Origin of the sequence: Pseudomonas sp. NCIMB 10586 (assembly GCF_023127895.1) — a bacterium.
Lineage (GTDB): Bacteria > Pseudomonadota > Gammaproteobacteria > Pseudomonadales > Pseudomonadaceae > Aquipseudomonas > Aquipseudomonas synxantha_A.
This window is the reverse complement of the sequence record NZ_SPKQ01000050.1, coordinates 208963-222774: the sequence shown is the minus strand read 5'-3', so window position 1 is coordinate 222774 and position 13812 is coordinate 208963. Positions and strand designations below refer to the sequence as shown.

Below are 13812 nucleotides of genomic sequence, written 5' to 3'. Positions count from 1 at the left end.
GCGTGCATCCTGGCCAACCATAGGCTGCTTGATCAGGCACTGACATCCCCAAAAACACAAAACCCCGGCACCAGGCCGGGGTTCTGTTATTCAGCACTCACCTGCTATTGCAGGATCATTCCCACTCAATCGTCGCCGGCGGCTTGCTCGACACGTCATACGTCACGCGCGAAATGCCTTCGATTTCATTGATGATACGGCCGCTGACCGTCTCCAGCAGTTCGTAAGGCAGGTGTGCCCAACGCGCTGTCATGAAGTCGATCGTCTCTACGGCACGCAGCGCAACAACCCATGCGTAACGACGACCATCGCCTACAACGCCAACCGATTTCACCGGCTGGAACACCACGAACGCCTGGCTGACCTTGTGGTACCAGTCGGCCTTGCGCAGTTCTTCAATGAAGATGTGGTCGGCGCGACGCAGCAGGTCGGCGTATTCCTTTTTCACTTCACCGAGGATACGCACGCCCAGGCCCGGGCCTGGGAATGGGTGGCGGTAGACCATGTCGTACGGCAGGCCCAGTTCCAGGCCCAGACGGCGGACTTCGTCCTTGAACAGCTCGCGCAGCGGTTCTACCAGCTTGAGGTTCATTTCCTCAGGCAGGCCACCCACGTTGTGGTGGGACTTGATCACGTGGGCCTTGCCGCTCTTGGCGCCGGCCGACTCGATCACGTCTGGGTAGATGGTGCCCTGGGCGAGGTACTTGATGTTGTCCAGTTTGTTGGACTGGGCATCGAAGACGTCGATGAAGGTACGACCGATGATCTTGCGCTTCTTCTCCGGGTCGGACTCGCCGGCCAAGTTGTTGAGGAACTGTTCCTCGGCGTTGGCGCGGATCACCTTGACGCCCATGTTCTCGGCGAACATGGCCATCACTTGCTCGCCTTCGTGCAGGCGCAGCAGGCCGTTGTCGACAAATACGCAGGTCAGCTGGTCGCCGATGGCCTTGTGCAGCAAGGCAGCAACTACCGAGGAGTCCACGCCGCCGGACAGGCCGAGCAACACGTTGTCGGTGCCGACCTGGGCGCGCACCTGGGCGATGGCGTCTTCAGCGATTTTCGACGGGGTCCACAGGGCTTCACACTCGCAGATGTCGAGAATGAAGCGCGACAGGATGCGCCCGCCTTGCTTGGTGTGGGTCACTTCCGGGTGGAACTGCACGCCGTAGTAACGACGCTCGTCGCTGAACATGCCGGCGATCGGGCAGCTTGGGGTGCTGGCCAGAATGTGGAAGTCTTCCGGCATCTTGGTGACCTTGTCACCGTGGCTCATCCAGACGTCGAGGCCGAACAGGCCGTCGGCGTCGACGTGGTCTTCGATGCCGTCCAGCAGGCAGCTCTTGCCGACCACGTCCACACGGGCATAACCGAATTCACGCAGCTCGGAGCCTTCCACCTTGCCGCCCAGTTGTTCGGCCATGGTTTGCATGCCGTAGCAGATACCGAACACCGGTACGCCCAGGTCGAATACCGCTTGCGGGCAACGCGGGCTGTTGGCTTCGTGCACGGACTCGGGGCCACCGGCGAGGATGACGCCTTTAGGGGCGAATTCGCGGATCGCTGCGTCGTCCATGTCGAACGGGTGCAGTTCGCAGTACACGCCGATTTCACGCACGCGGCGGGCGATCAGCTGGGTGTACTGGGAACCGAAATCGAGGATCAGGATGCGATGGGCGTGAATGTCGAGGGCCATGAAGTCAGTCTCGTCTAATGAATCAGAAACAACTCGGGGCTGAAAGAACAGCCCCGGTTACTTAACATTTTGCTGGAAGGCTCAACCTACACGGTAGTTTGGCGCTTCCTTGGTGATCTGCACGTCGTGGACATGGGATTCAGCCATGCCTGCGCCGGTGATCCGTACGAACTCTGGCTTGGTGCGCATTTCTTCGATGTCGGCGCTGCCGGTGTAGCCCATCGAGGAACGCAGGCCGCCCATCAGTTGATGGATGATCGCGCTCAGGGTGCCTTTGTACGGCACACGGCCTTCGATACCTTCCGGTACGAGCTTCTCGGCGCCTGCCGAGGAGTCCTGGAAGTAACGATCGGAAGAACCTTGCGCCTGGGACATGGCGCCCAGCGAACCCATGCCACGGTAAGCCTTGTACGAACGGCCCTGGAACAGTTCGATCTCGCCAGGCGCTTCTTCGGTACCGGCGAACATCGAGCCCATCATCACGCAGGAAGCACCGGCCACGATGGCCTTGGACAGGTCACCGGAGAAACGGATGCCGCCGTCGGCGATCAACGGTACGCCAGTGCCTTCAAGGGCAGCGGCGACGTTGGCGATGGCGCTGATCTGCGGCACGCCCACACCGGCGACGATACGCGTGGTGCAGATCGAGCCAGGGCCGATACCGACCTTGACAGCGTCAGCGCCAGCTTCGGCCAGAGCCTTGGCGGCAGCGCCGGTGGCGATGTTGCCGCCGATCACTTGCACGTCAGGGAAGTTCTGCTTGACCCAGCGCACGCGGTCGATCACGCCTTTGGAGTGACCGTGGGCGGTGTCGACCACCACCACGTCAACACCGGCAGCAACCAGCGCCGAAACGCGGTCGCCCGTGTCTTTACCGGTGCCGACTGCCGCGCCAACACGCAGACGACCCTGGTCATCCTTGCTGGCCAGCGGGTAAGCCTTGGCTTTTTCGATGTCGTTGACGGTCATCATGCCCTTGAGGGCGAATTTGTCATCGACGATCAGCACGCGCTCGATGCGGTGCTTGTGCAGCAGTTCGCGCACATCGTTCTTGTCGGCGCCTTCCTTGACAGTAACGAGGCGCTCTTTAGGCGTCATCACTTCACGGACGGTGACTTCAAGGCGGTTCTCGAAACGCACGTCACGGGAAGTGACGATGCCGACCAGGTCGCCATCGTGCAGCACCGGGACGCCGGAGATGTTGTGCATGCGAGTGAGTTCGAACAGGTCACGCACGGTGGCGTCGGCTTCGATGGTGATTGGATCTTTCACCACACCGGCTTCGTAACGCTTGACCTTGCGCACTTCGGCAGCTTGCTGCTCAATAGTCATGTTCTTGTGGATGATGCCGATGCCGCCTTCCTGAGCCATGGCAATGGCCAGACGGGCTTCGGTGACGGTGTCCATGGCAGCGGAAACCAGGGGAATATTCAGCTCGATGCCACGGGTTAGGCGGGTCTTGAGACTGACTTCGTTAGGAAGCACCTCGGAATAACCGGGCACTAGGAGAATGTCGTCGAATGTCAGAGCTTCTTGGCTGATACGCAGCATCGCGGGGGCTCCCGAGCGGGAAAATGGAAGCGCGCCATTATATACATGCACCCTGCCCGGCTCAATGTAAAACTCTGACAAACTTGGTAATACTGATAGAAGGATTAAAGCTCGACTTTGACCCAGCTCATTTTCTGGTCCAACCAATCGGCAAATTCGTCGATAAAGCTCTGCTTGAACCCCGCCTCCGCCCAGTTGTTGAAGATGAACCCCAGGTTGGAAAACCCGCATTCCTGCAGGAACAGAAAGCCGTTGATGTCATCTTCATGCCCACACAGCGGGCAGGTGAAGTTGTCGGTGTGACCAGGCATCCAGTCTTCCAGGCTTTCGAACAGCGCCTCGCCAACTTCCTTCAGGCATTCCGGGCAGCCGGCTTCTTCAAGGAACCCCTTGGCCGGCGTGTAGATGCAACGCTTGTAGATGATCTCCAGGCCATTGACCGGCTCGTTGAACGGCAGCGCTTCAGGGTGCAGCACCACGGCGCGGGCGCCATCGGCCAGGGCGTAGCCCATGCGGTTGCCGGTACGCCCGCAAGTGGTGAGCTCTTCCTTGATGATGTTCTTGCGCACCAGCCAGCGCACAATCGCCCGGGCGCGGGGTTCGTGGACGGGCAAGGTGGAGATTTTCGGGACAAGGATGCTTTGGGAGTTCATGGGAGTCCTGCGGTGTGGCTATTGGCGCCATCGCGGGCAAGCCCGGCTCCCACAGTTGATCGCATTCCAATGTGGGAGCCGGGCTTGCCCGCGATGACGCCCGGGAGGACGGCAGCTTAATCCCTGAAAAAATCAGGTCAAGTACTCACATACCGCCCGATCAACGCAATACCACTGGCCAATACCAACCATGTCACCAACCGCACGAACGCCTCACGGGACAGCCGCATCGTCAGCCTGCGTCCACACCACAGCCCCAGGGCCATCGCCGGCAACAGGCAAACCGCCAACATCAATAACGGCAAATCTGCATACACGCCGGCAATCAGGAACAGACTCAAACGCACGACCGTGCTGCAACTGATCAGCGCGCTTTGCGTGGCCCGCGCCGCGTCCTTGGGCAAACGGCTGTTCAGGTAAATCGCATATAAAAAGCCGCCACTGCCGAATAGCGCACCAAACAGCCCCCCAACAGTGCCCATGGGAATCGACCAGCCCGCTGCCAGCTCAGTCGGCCGCGCCTTCACCGCCAGGCTGTAAATCGCGTAGGCGCTGATAAACAGGCCCATCAACAGCAGCAACAGGTCCGAATGCAGGTTGAGCAAAAACACCACGCCCAGGCTGCAGCCGACGGCCATGCAGGGCAGCAACCGCAACAGTTCTGGTTTGTTCACATCGCGCCGCGTTTGCAGCAAGCCGCCAAACGCCGCGACAAAGTCGAGAAGCACCAGCAACGGGATGATCTTCGACAGCGGCATAAACACAATCAGGATCGGCCCGGCGACCAAGGCCGTCCCGAACCCGGCAATGCCAAACACCACATAGGCCAGCACCACACCCAGGCCGATCACCAGCCAATCCACAGCCCCGAACGACCACTGACTCATCAACTCAACCAGGCTCATGGGTTATCCCTTGTTGGACATGGCCTTCACTTTAGCCATTGTCGACTGTTGCGACTAATATCTTCAAAGCTAGCCACTCATCTCAAAAAGGCATGACTCGTGATCTCCACGCGGCAACTGCGTTACTTCGTCGAAATCGCCGAGAGCGGCAGCTTCAGTGCCGCGGCCGAACGCCTGTTTGTGGCGCAGTCGGCCTTGAGCCGGCAGATCAAGGAACTGGAAAATCAACTGCAAACCCCATTGTTCGAACGCACCGCACGCCAACCGCGGCTCACAGCGGCCGGTGAAGCGTTCTACCCACGGGCGCGCAATTTACTGAGTGAGTTGCTCAAGGCCAGCGAAGTGGCGACCCTAGTAGGCAATGGCCAGCTTGGCACGCTGCGCCTGAGTCACTCGAGCACAGTGCCGATGAGCGGCGCGTTATTGCACGGCATCAGCACCTGGCTAGAGCGCTGCCCTGGAGTATCGGTGGATATCGCCAAGCTCTCCTCCGAAGCCCAGTTGGAGGACATCGCCGAGGGTCGCCTGGACGTCGGCCTGCTGCGCTTGCCCGTACTGCGCCAGCGCGACGGCGTGCGTGTGCTGCCGTTGTACACGGAGCCGTTGGTGCTGGCGGTGCCGCCGAATCATCCGTTGGCACGCAGCGACGCGCCGGTGGAGTTGGCGCAGCTAAAGGACCAAGCGTTTATCTCGGTCCCCCATCCCCAACGCGGCGGGCTGAGTTATCTGTCGGCCGAACTGTGCATGCGTGCAGGATTTTTCCCCAGGGCCGCACGGGTGATGTCGCGCAAGACCACGCAGTTGCAATTGATCCAGGCCGGTTTCGGCATTGCCCTGTTACCAAAATCCATGCAGGACATCGCCCCCGCCAACCTGCACTTTTTACCCCTGGCCGACCCGGACTGCCATAGCACCGTGGCCCTCGCCTGCGCGCAGGCGCCGAACGCGCTGGTAGAGCAGTTCTGTCAAACTCTGCACGAATGCCTATAAACTGCCGCCCATGATTAAAGATCCTTTTGCCCGTCTGGGCCTGGACCGCGAAGTCCTGACTGTCAGCCAGCTCAACGGCCGCGCGCGGGTGTTGCTGGAAGACGTGTTCACCAATATCTGGGTCGAAGGCGAAATCTCCAACCTCGCCCGCCCGGCTTCCGGCCATGTGTATTTCACCCTCAAGGACAGCGGGGCCCAGGTGCGTTGCGCGCTGTTTCGCAACAACGCTGCACGCGTGCGCCAGGCGTTGAAGGACGGCCTGGCGGTCAAAGTGCGTGGCAAGGTCTCGTTGTTCGAGGGGCGTGGCGACTATCAACTGATCCTCGACACCGTGGAACCTGCCGGCGATGGCGCGCTGCGCCTGGCCTTCGATGCCTTGAAGGAAAAGCTCAGCGCCGAAGGCCTGTTCAGCGCCGAGCGCAAGGTGCCGCTGCCCGCGCACCCGCGGCGTATCGGCATCATCAGTTCGCCGACCGGCGCGGTGATTCGCGACATCATCAGTGTGTTCCGCCGCCGGGCGCCGAACATTGAACTGACACTGATCCCGACCGCTGTGCAGGGCCGCGAGGCGATCCCGCAGATCGTGCGGGCGCTCAAACTCGCCGATGCCCGCGGCTTCGACGCGCTGATCCTGGCCCGTGGCGGCGGCTCACTGGAAGATCTCTGGTGCTTCAACGAAGAAGCCGTGGCCCGAGCGGTGGACGCCTGCGTCACGCCCATCGTCAGCGCCGTCGGCCATGAAACCGATGTGTCAATCAGCGACTTCGTGGCGGACGTGCGCGCTCCGACGCCCTCCGCCGCCGCCGAGCTGCTGGCACCGGACGCCAGCCATCTGGTGCGCCAGGTAGACAACCTGCATCGGCGCCTGGTGATGCTGATGCGCAACCGCCTGAGCCACAGCCGCCTGCGCCTGGAAGGCATGGCCCGGCGCCTGCGTCACCCGGGCGAGCGCTTGCGCCAGCAGGCACAACGTCTGGATGACCTGGACATGCGTATGCGCCGCGCCTTCGAGCGCAGCCTCAATACCCGTCGCGAGCGCTTGATTCGCCTGGAGACCCGCCTCGCCGGCCAGCATCCGGGCCGCCAATTGGCGCTGTTGCGCCAGCGCCTGGACAGCCTCGCCGAACGCCTGCCCCGAGCCATGCGCGAAGGTCTCAAGGCCCGACGCCTGCAACTGCAAAGCCAGGTGCAGACGTTGCAGGTGGTCAGCCCGCTGGCGACCCTGGGCCGTGGCTACAGCATCCTGCTGGATGAACGCGGCCAGGCGATTCGCAATGCCGCACAAACCCACACCGGCCAGCGCCTGACCGCGCGCCTGGGTGAAGGTCAACTGCAAGTGCGGGTGGAAGACAATCACCTGACACCCGTCACCCTTTCGCTACTGGATTGATTGATGCCACGTCTACTGAGTTTGTTGCTGCTGTGCCTGTCCATGAATACCTACGCGGACAGCTACATCACCCGCACCTTGAACAAACCGGTGCCCGGTGGTGTGGCCGTGGTCGAACTGGGACCGGCCGCCACGGCGCCCAAAGCCACATACCAAGGCAAACCGGTGCTGGTGGTAAAAGAACAGGACAACTGGCTAGCCATCGTCGGTATCCCGTTGACGGTCAAGCCTGGTAACGAGCGCATCAGCAGCGGCGGGCGCAATTTGCCGTTTATCGTCGGTTACAAGAAGTACCCGGAACAGCGCATCACGCTGAAGAATAAAAGCCAGGTCAACCCTGACCCGGCCCAGCTCAAGCGCATCGAAGGCGAGTTGGCGGTACAGCTCAAGGCTTACCGCAGTTTCAGCCCCACCCTGCCGAGCAACCTGGTGCTGGACAAACCGGTGAACGGCCCGTTGTCGAGCAAGTTCGGGGTGCGGCGCTTCTTCAACGGTGAAGAGCGCAACCCGCATTCGGGCCTCGACTTCGCCGTGCCGGCCGGTACGCCGATCAAGACGCCCGCGAACGGCAAGGTGATTCTGGTTGGCAATTACTTCTTCAATGGCAACACGGTATTCGTCGACCATGGCCAGGGCTTTATCAGCATGTTCTGCCATATGTCGAAGATCGACGTGAAGGTGGGCCAGCAACTGGTGCGCGGTGCGGTCGTGGGCAAGGTGGGTTCGACCGGACGGGCGACGGGGCCGCACATGCACTGGAACGTCAGCCTGAACGATGCACGGGTTGACCCGGCTATCTTTATCGGCGCATTCCAACCCTGAAACACGCGATTGCGCGCCCCATCACCGGCGCGCAATTAAAACCAGATATCAACTTAAAAACCAGCATAAAATCTCGTTTATTCTGCGCAGAGCAGAACTTATCTCAATTTTTATCGACTGCTTGCCATCTTTCACCCCTGCGGTTAGGGTTGAGCTTATGAAAACCTCTCACACCCTCATTCAGCTTCGCCAGCACCGCAGCCTGTGCCTCGTCAGCGCACGACTGCCAGGCTGAATCGATCTGCCTCGTCCCAAGCTTTCTCCCCAAAAACAGTTTCACGGCAGGCCGCCTTTTCTCGGCCCCTACAACAAAGGATTTCCCGATGAGCATGCTCAAAGACCCGTCGTCGAAGTACCGCGCGTTCCCGACCATTGATATTCCGGACCGCACCTGGCCATCGAAGACCATCACCACCGCGCCGATCTGGTGCAGTTCTGACCTGCGGGATGGCAACCAGTCGCTGATCGAGCCGATGGACGCCGCGAAAAAGCTGCGTTTCTGGAAGACCCTGGTATCTGTAGGCGTGAAGGAAATCGAAGCCTCGTTCCCGGCCGCCTCGCAAACCGACTTCGACTTCGTGCGCACCCTGATCGAAGACAACCACATCCCCGAGGACACCACTATCCAGGTGCTGACCCAGGGCCGTGAAGACTTGATCGCACGCACCTTCGAATCCCTGCGCGGCGCCAAGAAGGCCATCGTGCACTTGTACAACGCCACGTCGCCGTCGTTCCGCCGCATCGTGTTCAACCAGGACAAGGATGGCATCAAGGCTATCGCCGTCAACGCGGCCAAACTGTTCGTCAAATACGCCGCCCAACAGCCTGAAACCCAGTGGACCTTCGAATACTCCCCGGAAACGTTCAGCGCCACTGAGTTGGAGTTCGCCAAGGAAGTCTGCGACGCAGTGATCGAGGTGTGGAACCCGACGCCCGAGCACAAGATGATCCTCAACCTGCCGGCCACCGTTGAATGCGCCACACCGAACATCTATGCCGACCAGATCGAGTGGTTCGGTCGCCATATCAACCGTCGTGACAGTGTGATCATCAGCCTGCACACCCATAACGATCGCGGCACCGGCGTCGCCGCCACCGAACTGGGCCTGATGGCCGGCGCCGACCGCGTCGAAGGCTGCCTGTTCGGCAACGGCGAGCGTACCGGCAACGTCGACCTGGTGACCGTGGCCCTGAACATGTACACCCAGGGCCTGGACCCGCAACTGGACTTCTCCGATATCGACGGTGTGCGCAAAGTCGTTGAAGAGTGCAACCAGATCCAGGTGCACCCGCGTCATCCTTATGTGGGCGACCTGGTACACACCGCGTTTTCCGGCTCCCACCAGGACGCGATCCGCAAAGGCTTCTCCCAGCAGAAAGACGATGCGCTGTGGGAAGTGCCGTACTTGCCGATCGACCCGGCGGACATTGGCCGCAGCTACGAAGCGGTGATTCGTGTAAACAGCCAGTCGGGCAAAGGTGGCATCGCCTACCTGCTGGAACAGGAATACGACATCAGCTTGCCGCGTCGTATGCAGATCGAGTTCAGCCAGGTTGTGCAGGCCGAAACCGACCGCGTGGGCCTTGAGATGACTGCGCCGCAGATCTACGCCTTGCTGCAGCGTGAATACCTGCAAGCCAACACCCCGTACGCGCTGGTCAGCCATCGCCTGCAGGAAGAGAACGGCAACAGCTTTGTCGAGGTGGAAGTTTCCGGCAAGGGCCAGGGCGAAACCAACCTGCACTGGAAAGGCAAAGGCAACGGCGCGCTGGAAGCCTTGGTGGCCGGCCTGCCGATTGGCGTGGAGATCATGGACTACAACGAACATGCCATCGGTGCGGGCACCAATGCCAAGGCGGCCGCCTACATTGAACTGCGCGTGAACGGCGAACGTCCGGTGCATGGTGTGGGCATTGATGAAAACATCACCACCGCCAGCTTCAAGGCGCTGTTCAGTGCGCTGAACCGCTCGCTGAGCCAGTTGGAAGCCAAAGCGGCGTAATCGGCTGCTGAAATGTGAAAGGCCCCTGGGTGTGAATCCAGGGGCCTTTTTGCTTTGGGGTTATGGTGGCGCTGATGGCCCTATCGGGAGCAAGCCCCCTCCCACATTTGAATGTATTCGCAAATCAAAGTGGGAGGGGGCTTGCTCCCGATAGCGGTTTATCAGACAAACTGAAAGCTATCGGCATCCAGGTTCGCTGGAAACCTGGTGCGATAAGCAGCCAACTCCGCCGCATCCAGAATCACCTGGAACACCCCGTCCGCCTCCCCTGCACTCAGCAAGGTTTCACCCTGGAAATCCAGCACCTGGCTGTCGCCTGTATAGGCAAATCCTTTGCCATCCGTGCCTACCCGATTCACGGCAGCCACATAGCACAGGTTTTCAATCGCCCGCGCCGGCAACAAGCGGTTCCAATGCTGACGACGTGCACCGGGCCAATTGGCGGTGTACAGCAGCAAGTCGGTGTCCTGGGCATCGCGACTCCATACCGGGAAGCGCAGGTCGTAGCAAATCAGTGGGCGAATGCGCCAGCCCTTTAACTCAAACTGCACCTGGCGTTCGCCGGGGGTGTAGTGATCGTGCTCACCGGCCATGCGAAACAGGTGACGCTTGTCGTAATGCAGCACCTCACCATCCGGCCTTGCCCACAACAGGCGGTTGCGGTGGCTACCGTCGGCGGCCTGGATAATCACGCTGCCAGTGATCACCGCGTTGTATTTGGTTGCCTGCGCCTGGAGCCAGTGATGGGTCGGCCCCTTTTCCGGCTCGGCGAGGGTGGCTGACTCCATGGAGAAACCGGTGGTGAACATCTCCGGCAGTATGATCAGGTCCGCACCATTGGCCTGCTCCAGCAGCAGCTCAAAATGCTCAAGGTTAGCCTGACGGTCATGCCACACCAGGCTGGTCTGAATCAGGGCGATGTTCAGATTGGGCAGTGCACTCAGATCACGCATAGCTTTTCGGCTGCTTGTTGCAGCGTCTCCTCGCGTTTGGCAAAGCACAGACGCACCAGGCGCTGGCCTTGGGGTGGGTTCTGGTAGAACACCGAGACCGGTATGGTCGCCACGCCGTGTTCGCGGGTCATCCACAAGGACATGGCAATGTCATCCAGGTCTGGGCGAATCTGTGAGTAATCCACCAGTTGGAAATAAGTGCCGCTCACCCGGGTAAAACTGAAGCGGGATGGCCCCAGCAGGTCGCAAAACATGTCGCGCTTGGCCTGGTAAAAGGCCGGCAGTTCTTCGACATGCTCCGGGTGATCAGCCATGAAGTCAGCCAAAGCGTACTGCAAAGGGGTCACGCCGCAAAAGTTGACATATTGATGCACCTTGCGCAGTTCGGCAGTCAGAGCCGGCGGCGCGACCACGTAACCGGTTTTCCAGCCGGTCACGTGATAGGTCTTGCCGAAGGAGCTGACCACGAAGGCGCGCTGATACAGCTCCTGATGGGCCAATATGCTGACGTGAGGCACACCGTCGAACACCAGGTGTTCGTAGACCTCATCGCTGACCAGGTAGATATCGCGGTCGCGGATCAGTTCGGCCAACTGGTCCAGCTCGGCGCGGCTGATCAGCGCACCAGTGGGGTTATGTGGCGAGTTGATGATGATCATGCGGGTGCGCGGCGACAGCGCCGCCTTGATCTGCTCGAAGTCGAGGGCAAAACCGTCCAGACTCAGTTGCACATGAACGCAACGACCACCGGCCAGCTCCACCGAGGGCTCATAGCTGTCGTAGCTGGGGTCGAACACGATGACTTCATCGCCACTGCGAATCACCGCCTGGATCGCGCAGAAGATCGCCTCGGTGGCGCCAGGAGTGATGGTCACCTCGCTGTCGGCATCGACTGCGGCGCCATAACTGCGAGCAATCTTGGCGGCCACCTGCTGACGCAACACGGGCAAGCCGGTCATGGGCGCGTACTGGTTGTGACCCAGAGCGATATGCTTGCCCACTGCATCGAGTAAACCTTGCGGGCCATTGAAATCCGGGAAACCCTGGGACAGGTTGAGCGCGCCGGTTTCAGCCGCAAGTTGCGACATAGTGGTGAAAATGGTCGTGCCGACATTCGGCAGCTTGCTGGTGATCATCGGAGGCCCCTGCAGGTGAGCCCCAAGTTTTAAGCTGCCAATTGCACCGGGTCAAGGCACAAACGGCCGCGCACAAAAAAGGGCTCCAAAGGAGCCCTCTCTTGCAGCGTGTCGCTTACAACGCAAAGCTGCCGTTATTTCTTGTCACGGCGCTTCTTGTCGGCCTTCTTGTGGTGAGTCATCAAACGACGCTTCTTGTTCACCTGACGGTCGGTCAGTGTGTTCTTGTTGCCTTCGTATGGGTTCTCGCCCCCCTTGAACTCGATACGGATCGGCGTACCGACCAGTTTCAAGACTCGGCGGTAAGTGTTTTCCAAGTAACGCACGTAGGACTTGGGCACCTTCTCGATCTGGTTACCGTGGATCACGATAATCGGCGGGTTGGCACCACCCAAGTGGGCGTAACGCAGTTTGATCCGACGGTTGTTGACCATCGGCGGTGCGTGCTCGCCCACGGCGTCTTCGAGGATCTGGGTCAGACGGTTGGTCGGCCAGCGGGTGACCGCGGACTTGAACGAGTTCTGTACCGAGGCGTAGAGGTTACCCACGCCAGTACCGTGCAGTGCCGAGATAAAGTGGATATCGGCGAACTCGACGAAGAACAACCGACGCTGCAGTTCGATCTTGACGAAATCGCGCTCGCTCGGCGTCATGCCGTCCCACTTGTTGATCGCGATCACCAGGGCCCGACCGGCTTCCAGGGCAAAGCCCAGCAAGTTGAGGTCGTGGTCCACCACGCCTTCGCGGGCGTCCATCACGAAGATCACCACGTTGGCGTCTTTGATCGCTTGCAGGGTTTTGACCACGGAGAACTTTTCAACTTCTTCGTGGATCTTGCCGCGCTTGCGCACACCAGCGGTGTCGATCAGCGTGTACTTCTCGTCGTTACGCTCGAACGGGATGTAGATACTGTCGCGAGTGGTGCCGGGCTGGTCGTAGACGATAACGCGGTCTTCACCGAGCATACGGTTGACCAGGGTCGACTTGCCGACGTTCGGGCGGCCGATGATAGCGATCTTGATACCGTCTTTTTCGCTCGGGCCAGGAATGCGCTTGGCTTCCTCGCCTTCAGCGACGATCTCTTCCTCGCCCTCTTCTTCCTCGACATCATCCTTGGGGAAGTCGCGCAGGGCGATTTCCAGCATCTGGGTGATGCCACGGCCGTGGGCACCCGCGACCGGGATCGCATCACCCAGGCCCATCGGGCTGAATTCGGCACGGGCCGCCTCAGGATCGATGTTGTCGATCTTGTTGGCGACCAGATAGGAACGCTTGTTGCGCTTGCGCAGGTGCTCGCCAATCATCTGGTCAGCGGCGGTATAGCCCGCGCGGGCGTCCACCAGGAACAACACGACATCGGCTTCTTCAATGGCCAGCAGCGACTGCTCGGCCATTTTTTCGTCCATGCCATGCTCGTCACCGGAGATACCACCGGTGTCGACAATAATGTAGGAGCGCCCTTGCCACTTTGCCTCACCGTATTGGCGATCACGGGTCAGACCGGACAAGTCGCCGACAATGGCGTCGCGAGTCCTGGTCAGGCGGTTGAACAAGGTGGACTTGCCGACGTTAGGTCGGCCCACCAGGGCGATTACGGGAACCATGCGGCTCTCCACTTCGTTATTTCAGAAAATACAAAAGCCGCTGCAGGGCAGCGGCTGGTGCTCGGGGCAGCATCGTCAGATGCCGCATGCCCCGCAAAAGCAGGGCCGCCTG

At 60.3% G+C, this 13812-nt stretch carries 11 protein-coding genes; 4 read left to right on the top strand and 7 right to left on the bottom strand.

Going from position 1 to position 13812, the window contains the following annotated elements; genetic code table 11:
• Nucleotides 1-115 precede the first annotated feature (115 nt).
• The 4 genes from guaA to E4P01_RS24630 form a co-directional block, all read right to left on the bottom strand.
• On the bottom strand, nucleotides 116-1693 hold the full coding sequence (gene guaA / locus E4P01_RS24645; protein ID WP_216092071.1) for a glutamine-hydrolyzing GMP synthase: 1578 nt from the start codon (nucleotides 1691-1693) through the stop codon (nucleotides 116-118).
• 81 nt (nucleotides 1694-1774) lie between these two features.
• The gene (gene guaB, locus E4P01_RS24640) at nucleotides 1775-3244 is read right to left on the bottom strand and encodes an IMP dehydrogenase (RefSeq protein WP_014719807.1); all 1470 of its coding nucleotides are present in this window, start codon (nucleotides 3242-3244) and stop codon (nucleotides 1775-1777) included.
• Nucleotides 3245-3348: 104 nt separating this feature from the next.
• The gene (locus tag E4P01_RS24635) at nucleotides 3349-3897 is read right to left on the bottom strand and encodes a hypothetical protein (protein ID WP_005791157.1); all 549 of its coding nucleotides are present in this window, start codon (nucleotides 3895-3897) and stop codon (nucleotides 3349-3351) included.
• A 137-nt stretch (nucleotides 3898-4034) separates the two neighbouring features.
• Entirely contained in the window at nucleotides 4035-4802 is a 768-nt protein-coding gene (locus E4P01_RS24630) for a sulfite exporter TauE/SafE family protein (protein ID WP_005791158.1), read from the bottom strand.
• A 99-nt stretch (nucleotides 4803-4901) separates the two neighbouring features.
• On the opposite strand from E4P01_RS24630, the gene E4P01_RS24625 reads away from it, so the two are divergent.
• The 4 genes from E4P01_RS24625 (at nucleotide 4902) to leuA (ending at nucleotide 10007) form a co-directional block, all read left to right on the top strand.
• Entirely contained in the window at nucleotides 4902-5792 is an 891-nt protein-coding gene (locus E4P01_RS24625; protein ID WP_032879614.1) for a LysR family transcriptional regulator, read from the top strand.
• A 10-nt stretch (nucleotides 5793-5802) separates the two neighbouring features.
• Entirely contained in the window at nucleotides 5803-7182 is a 1380-nt protein-coding gene (gene xseA / locus E4P01_RS24620) for an exodeoxyribonuclease VII large subunit (protein WP_005791160.1), read from the top strand.
• Between the two features lie 3 nt (nucleotides 7183-7185).
• Nucleotides 7186-8004, top strand: coding sequence for a M23 family metallopeptidase (locus tag E4P01_RS24615; protein ID WP_032879612.1), 819 nt, complete (start codon nucleotides 7186-7188; stop codon nucleotides 8002-8004).
• A gap of 323 nt (nucleotides 8005-8327) precedes the next feature.
• Entirely contained in the window at nucleotides 8328-10007 is a 1680-nt protein-coding gene (leuA, locus tag E4P01_RS24610) for a 2-isopropylmalate synthase (protein WP_032879611.1), read from the top strand.
• Nucleotides 10008-10168: 161 nt separating this feature from the next.
• Here the strand turns inward: leuA and E4P01_RS24605 are convergent, their stop codons facing one another.
• The 3 genes from E4P01_RS24605 to der all read right to left on the bottom strand — a co-directional run bounded on the left by E4P01_RS24605 (nucleotide 10169) and on the right by der (nucleotide 13700).
• The gene (locus E4P01_RS24605; RefSeq protein ID WP_032879610.1) at nucleotides 10169-10960 is read right to left on the bottom strand and encodes an amidohydrolase; all 792 of its coding nucleotides are present in this window, start codon (nucleotides 10958-10960) and stop codon (nucleotides 10169-10171) included.
• Entirely contained in the window at nucleotides 10948-12096 is a 1149-nt protein-coding gene (locus tag E4P01_RS24600; protein ID WP_032879609.1) for a pyridoxal phosphate-dependent aminotransferase, read from the bottom strand. The genes E4P01_RS24605 and E4P01_RS24600 overlap by 13 nt, the downstream gene beginning before the upstream one ends.
• A gap of 134 nt (nucleotides 12097-12230) precedes the next feature.
• Nucleotides 12231-13700 carry a ribosome biogenesis GTPase Der gene (der, locus tag E4P01_RS24595; protein ID WP_005791167.1) on the bottom strand — a complete coding sequence of 490 codons (1470 nt, stop codon included), beginning with the start codon at nucleotides 13698-13700 and terminating at the stop codon, nucleotides 12231-12233.
• Nucleotides 13701-13812 lie beyond the last annotated feature (112 nt).

Coding starts and splice junctions, on each gene's coding strand:
- guaA (WP_216092071.1), bottom strand. CDS start 1,693: ATGGCCCTCGACATTCACGCCCATCGCATCCTGATCCTCGATTTCGGT.
- guaB (WP_014719807.1), bottom strand. CDS start 3,244: ATGCTGCGTATCAGCCAAGAAGCTCTGACATTCGACGACATTCTCCTA.
- E4P01_RS24635 (WP_005791157.1), bottom strand. CDS start 3,897: ATGAACTCCCAAAGCATCCTTGTCCCGAAAATCTCCACCTTGCCCGTC.
- E4P01_RS24630 (WP_005791158.1), bottom strand. CDS start 4,802: ATGAGCCTGGTTGAGTTGATGAGTCAGTGGTCGTTCGGGGCTGTGGAT.
- xseA (WP_005791160.1), top strand. CDS start 5,803: ATGATTAAAGATCCTTTTGCCCGTCTGGGCCTGGACCGCGAAGTCCTG.
- E4P01_RS24615 (WP_032879612.1), top strand. CDS start 7,186: ATGCCACGTCTACTGAGTTTGTTGCTGCTGTGCCTGTCCATGAATACC.
- leuA (WP_032879611.1), top strand. CDS start 8,328: ATGAGCATGCTCAAAGACCCGTCGTCGAAGTACCGCGCGTTCCCGACC.
- E4P01_RS24605 (WP_032879610.1), bottom strand. CDS start 10,960: ATGCGTGATCTGAGTGCACTGCCCAATCTGAACATCGCCCTGATTCAG.
- E4P01_RS24600 (WP_032879609.1), bottom strand. CDS start 12,096: ATGATCACCAGCAAGCTGCCGAATGTCGGCACGACCATTTTCACCACT.
- der (WP_005791167.1), bottom strand. CDS start 13,700: ATGGTTCCCGTAATCGCCCTGGTGGGCCGACCTAACGTCGGCAAGTCC.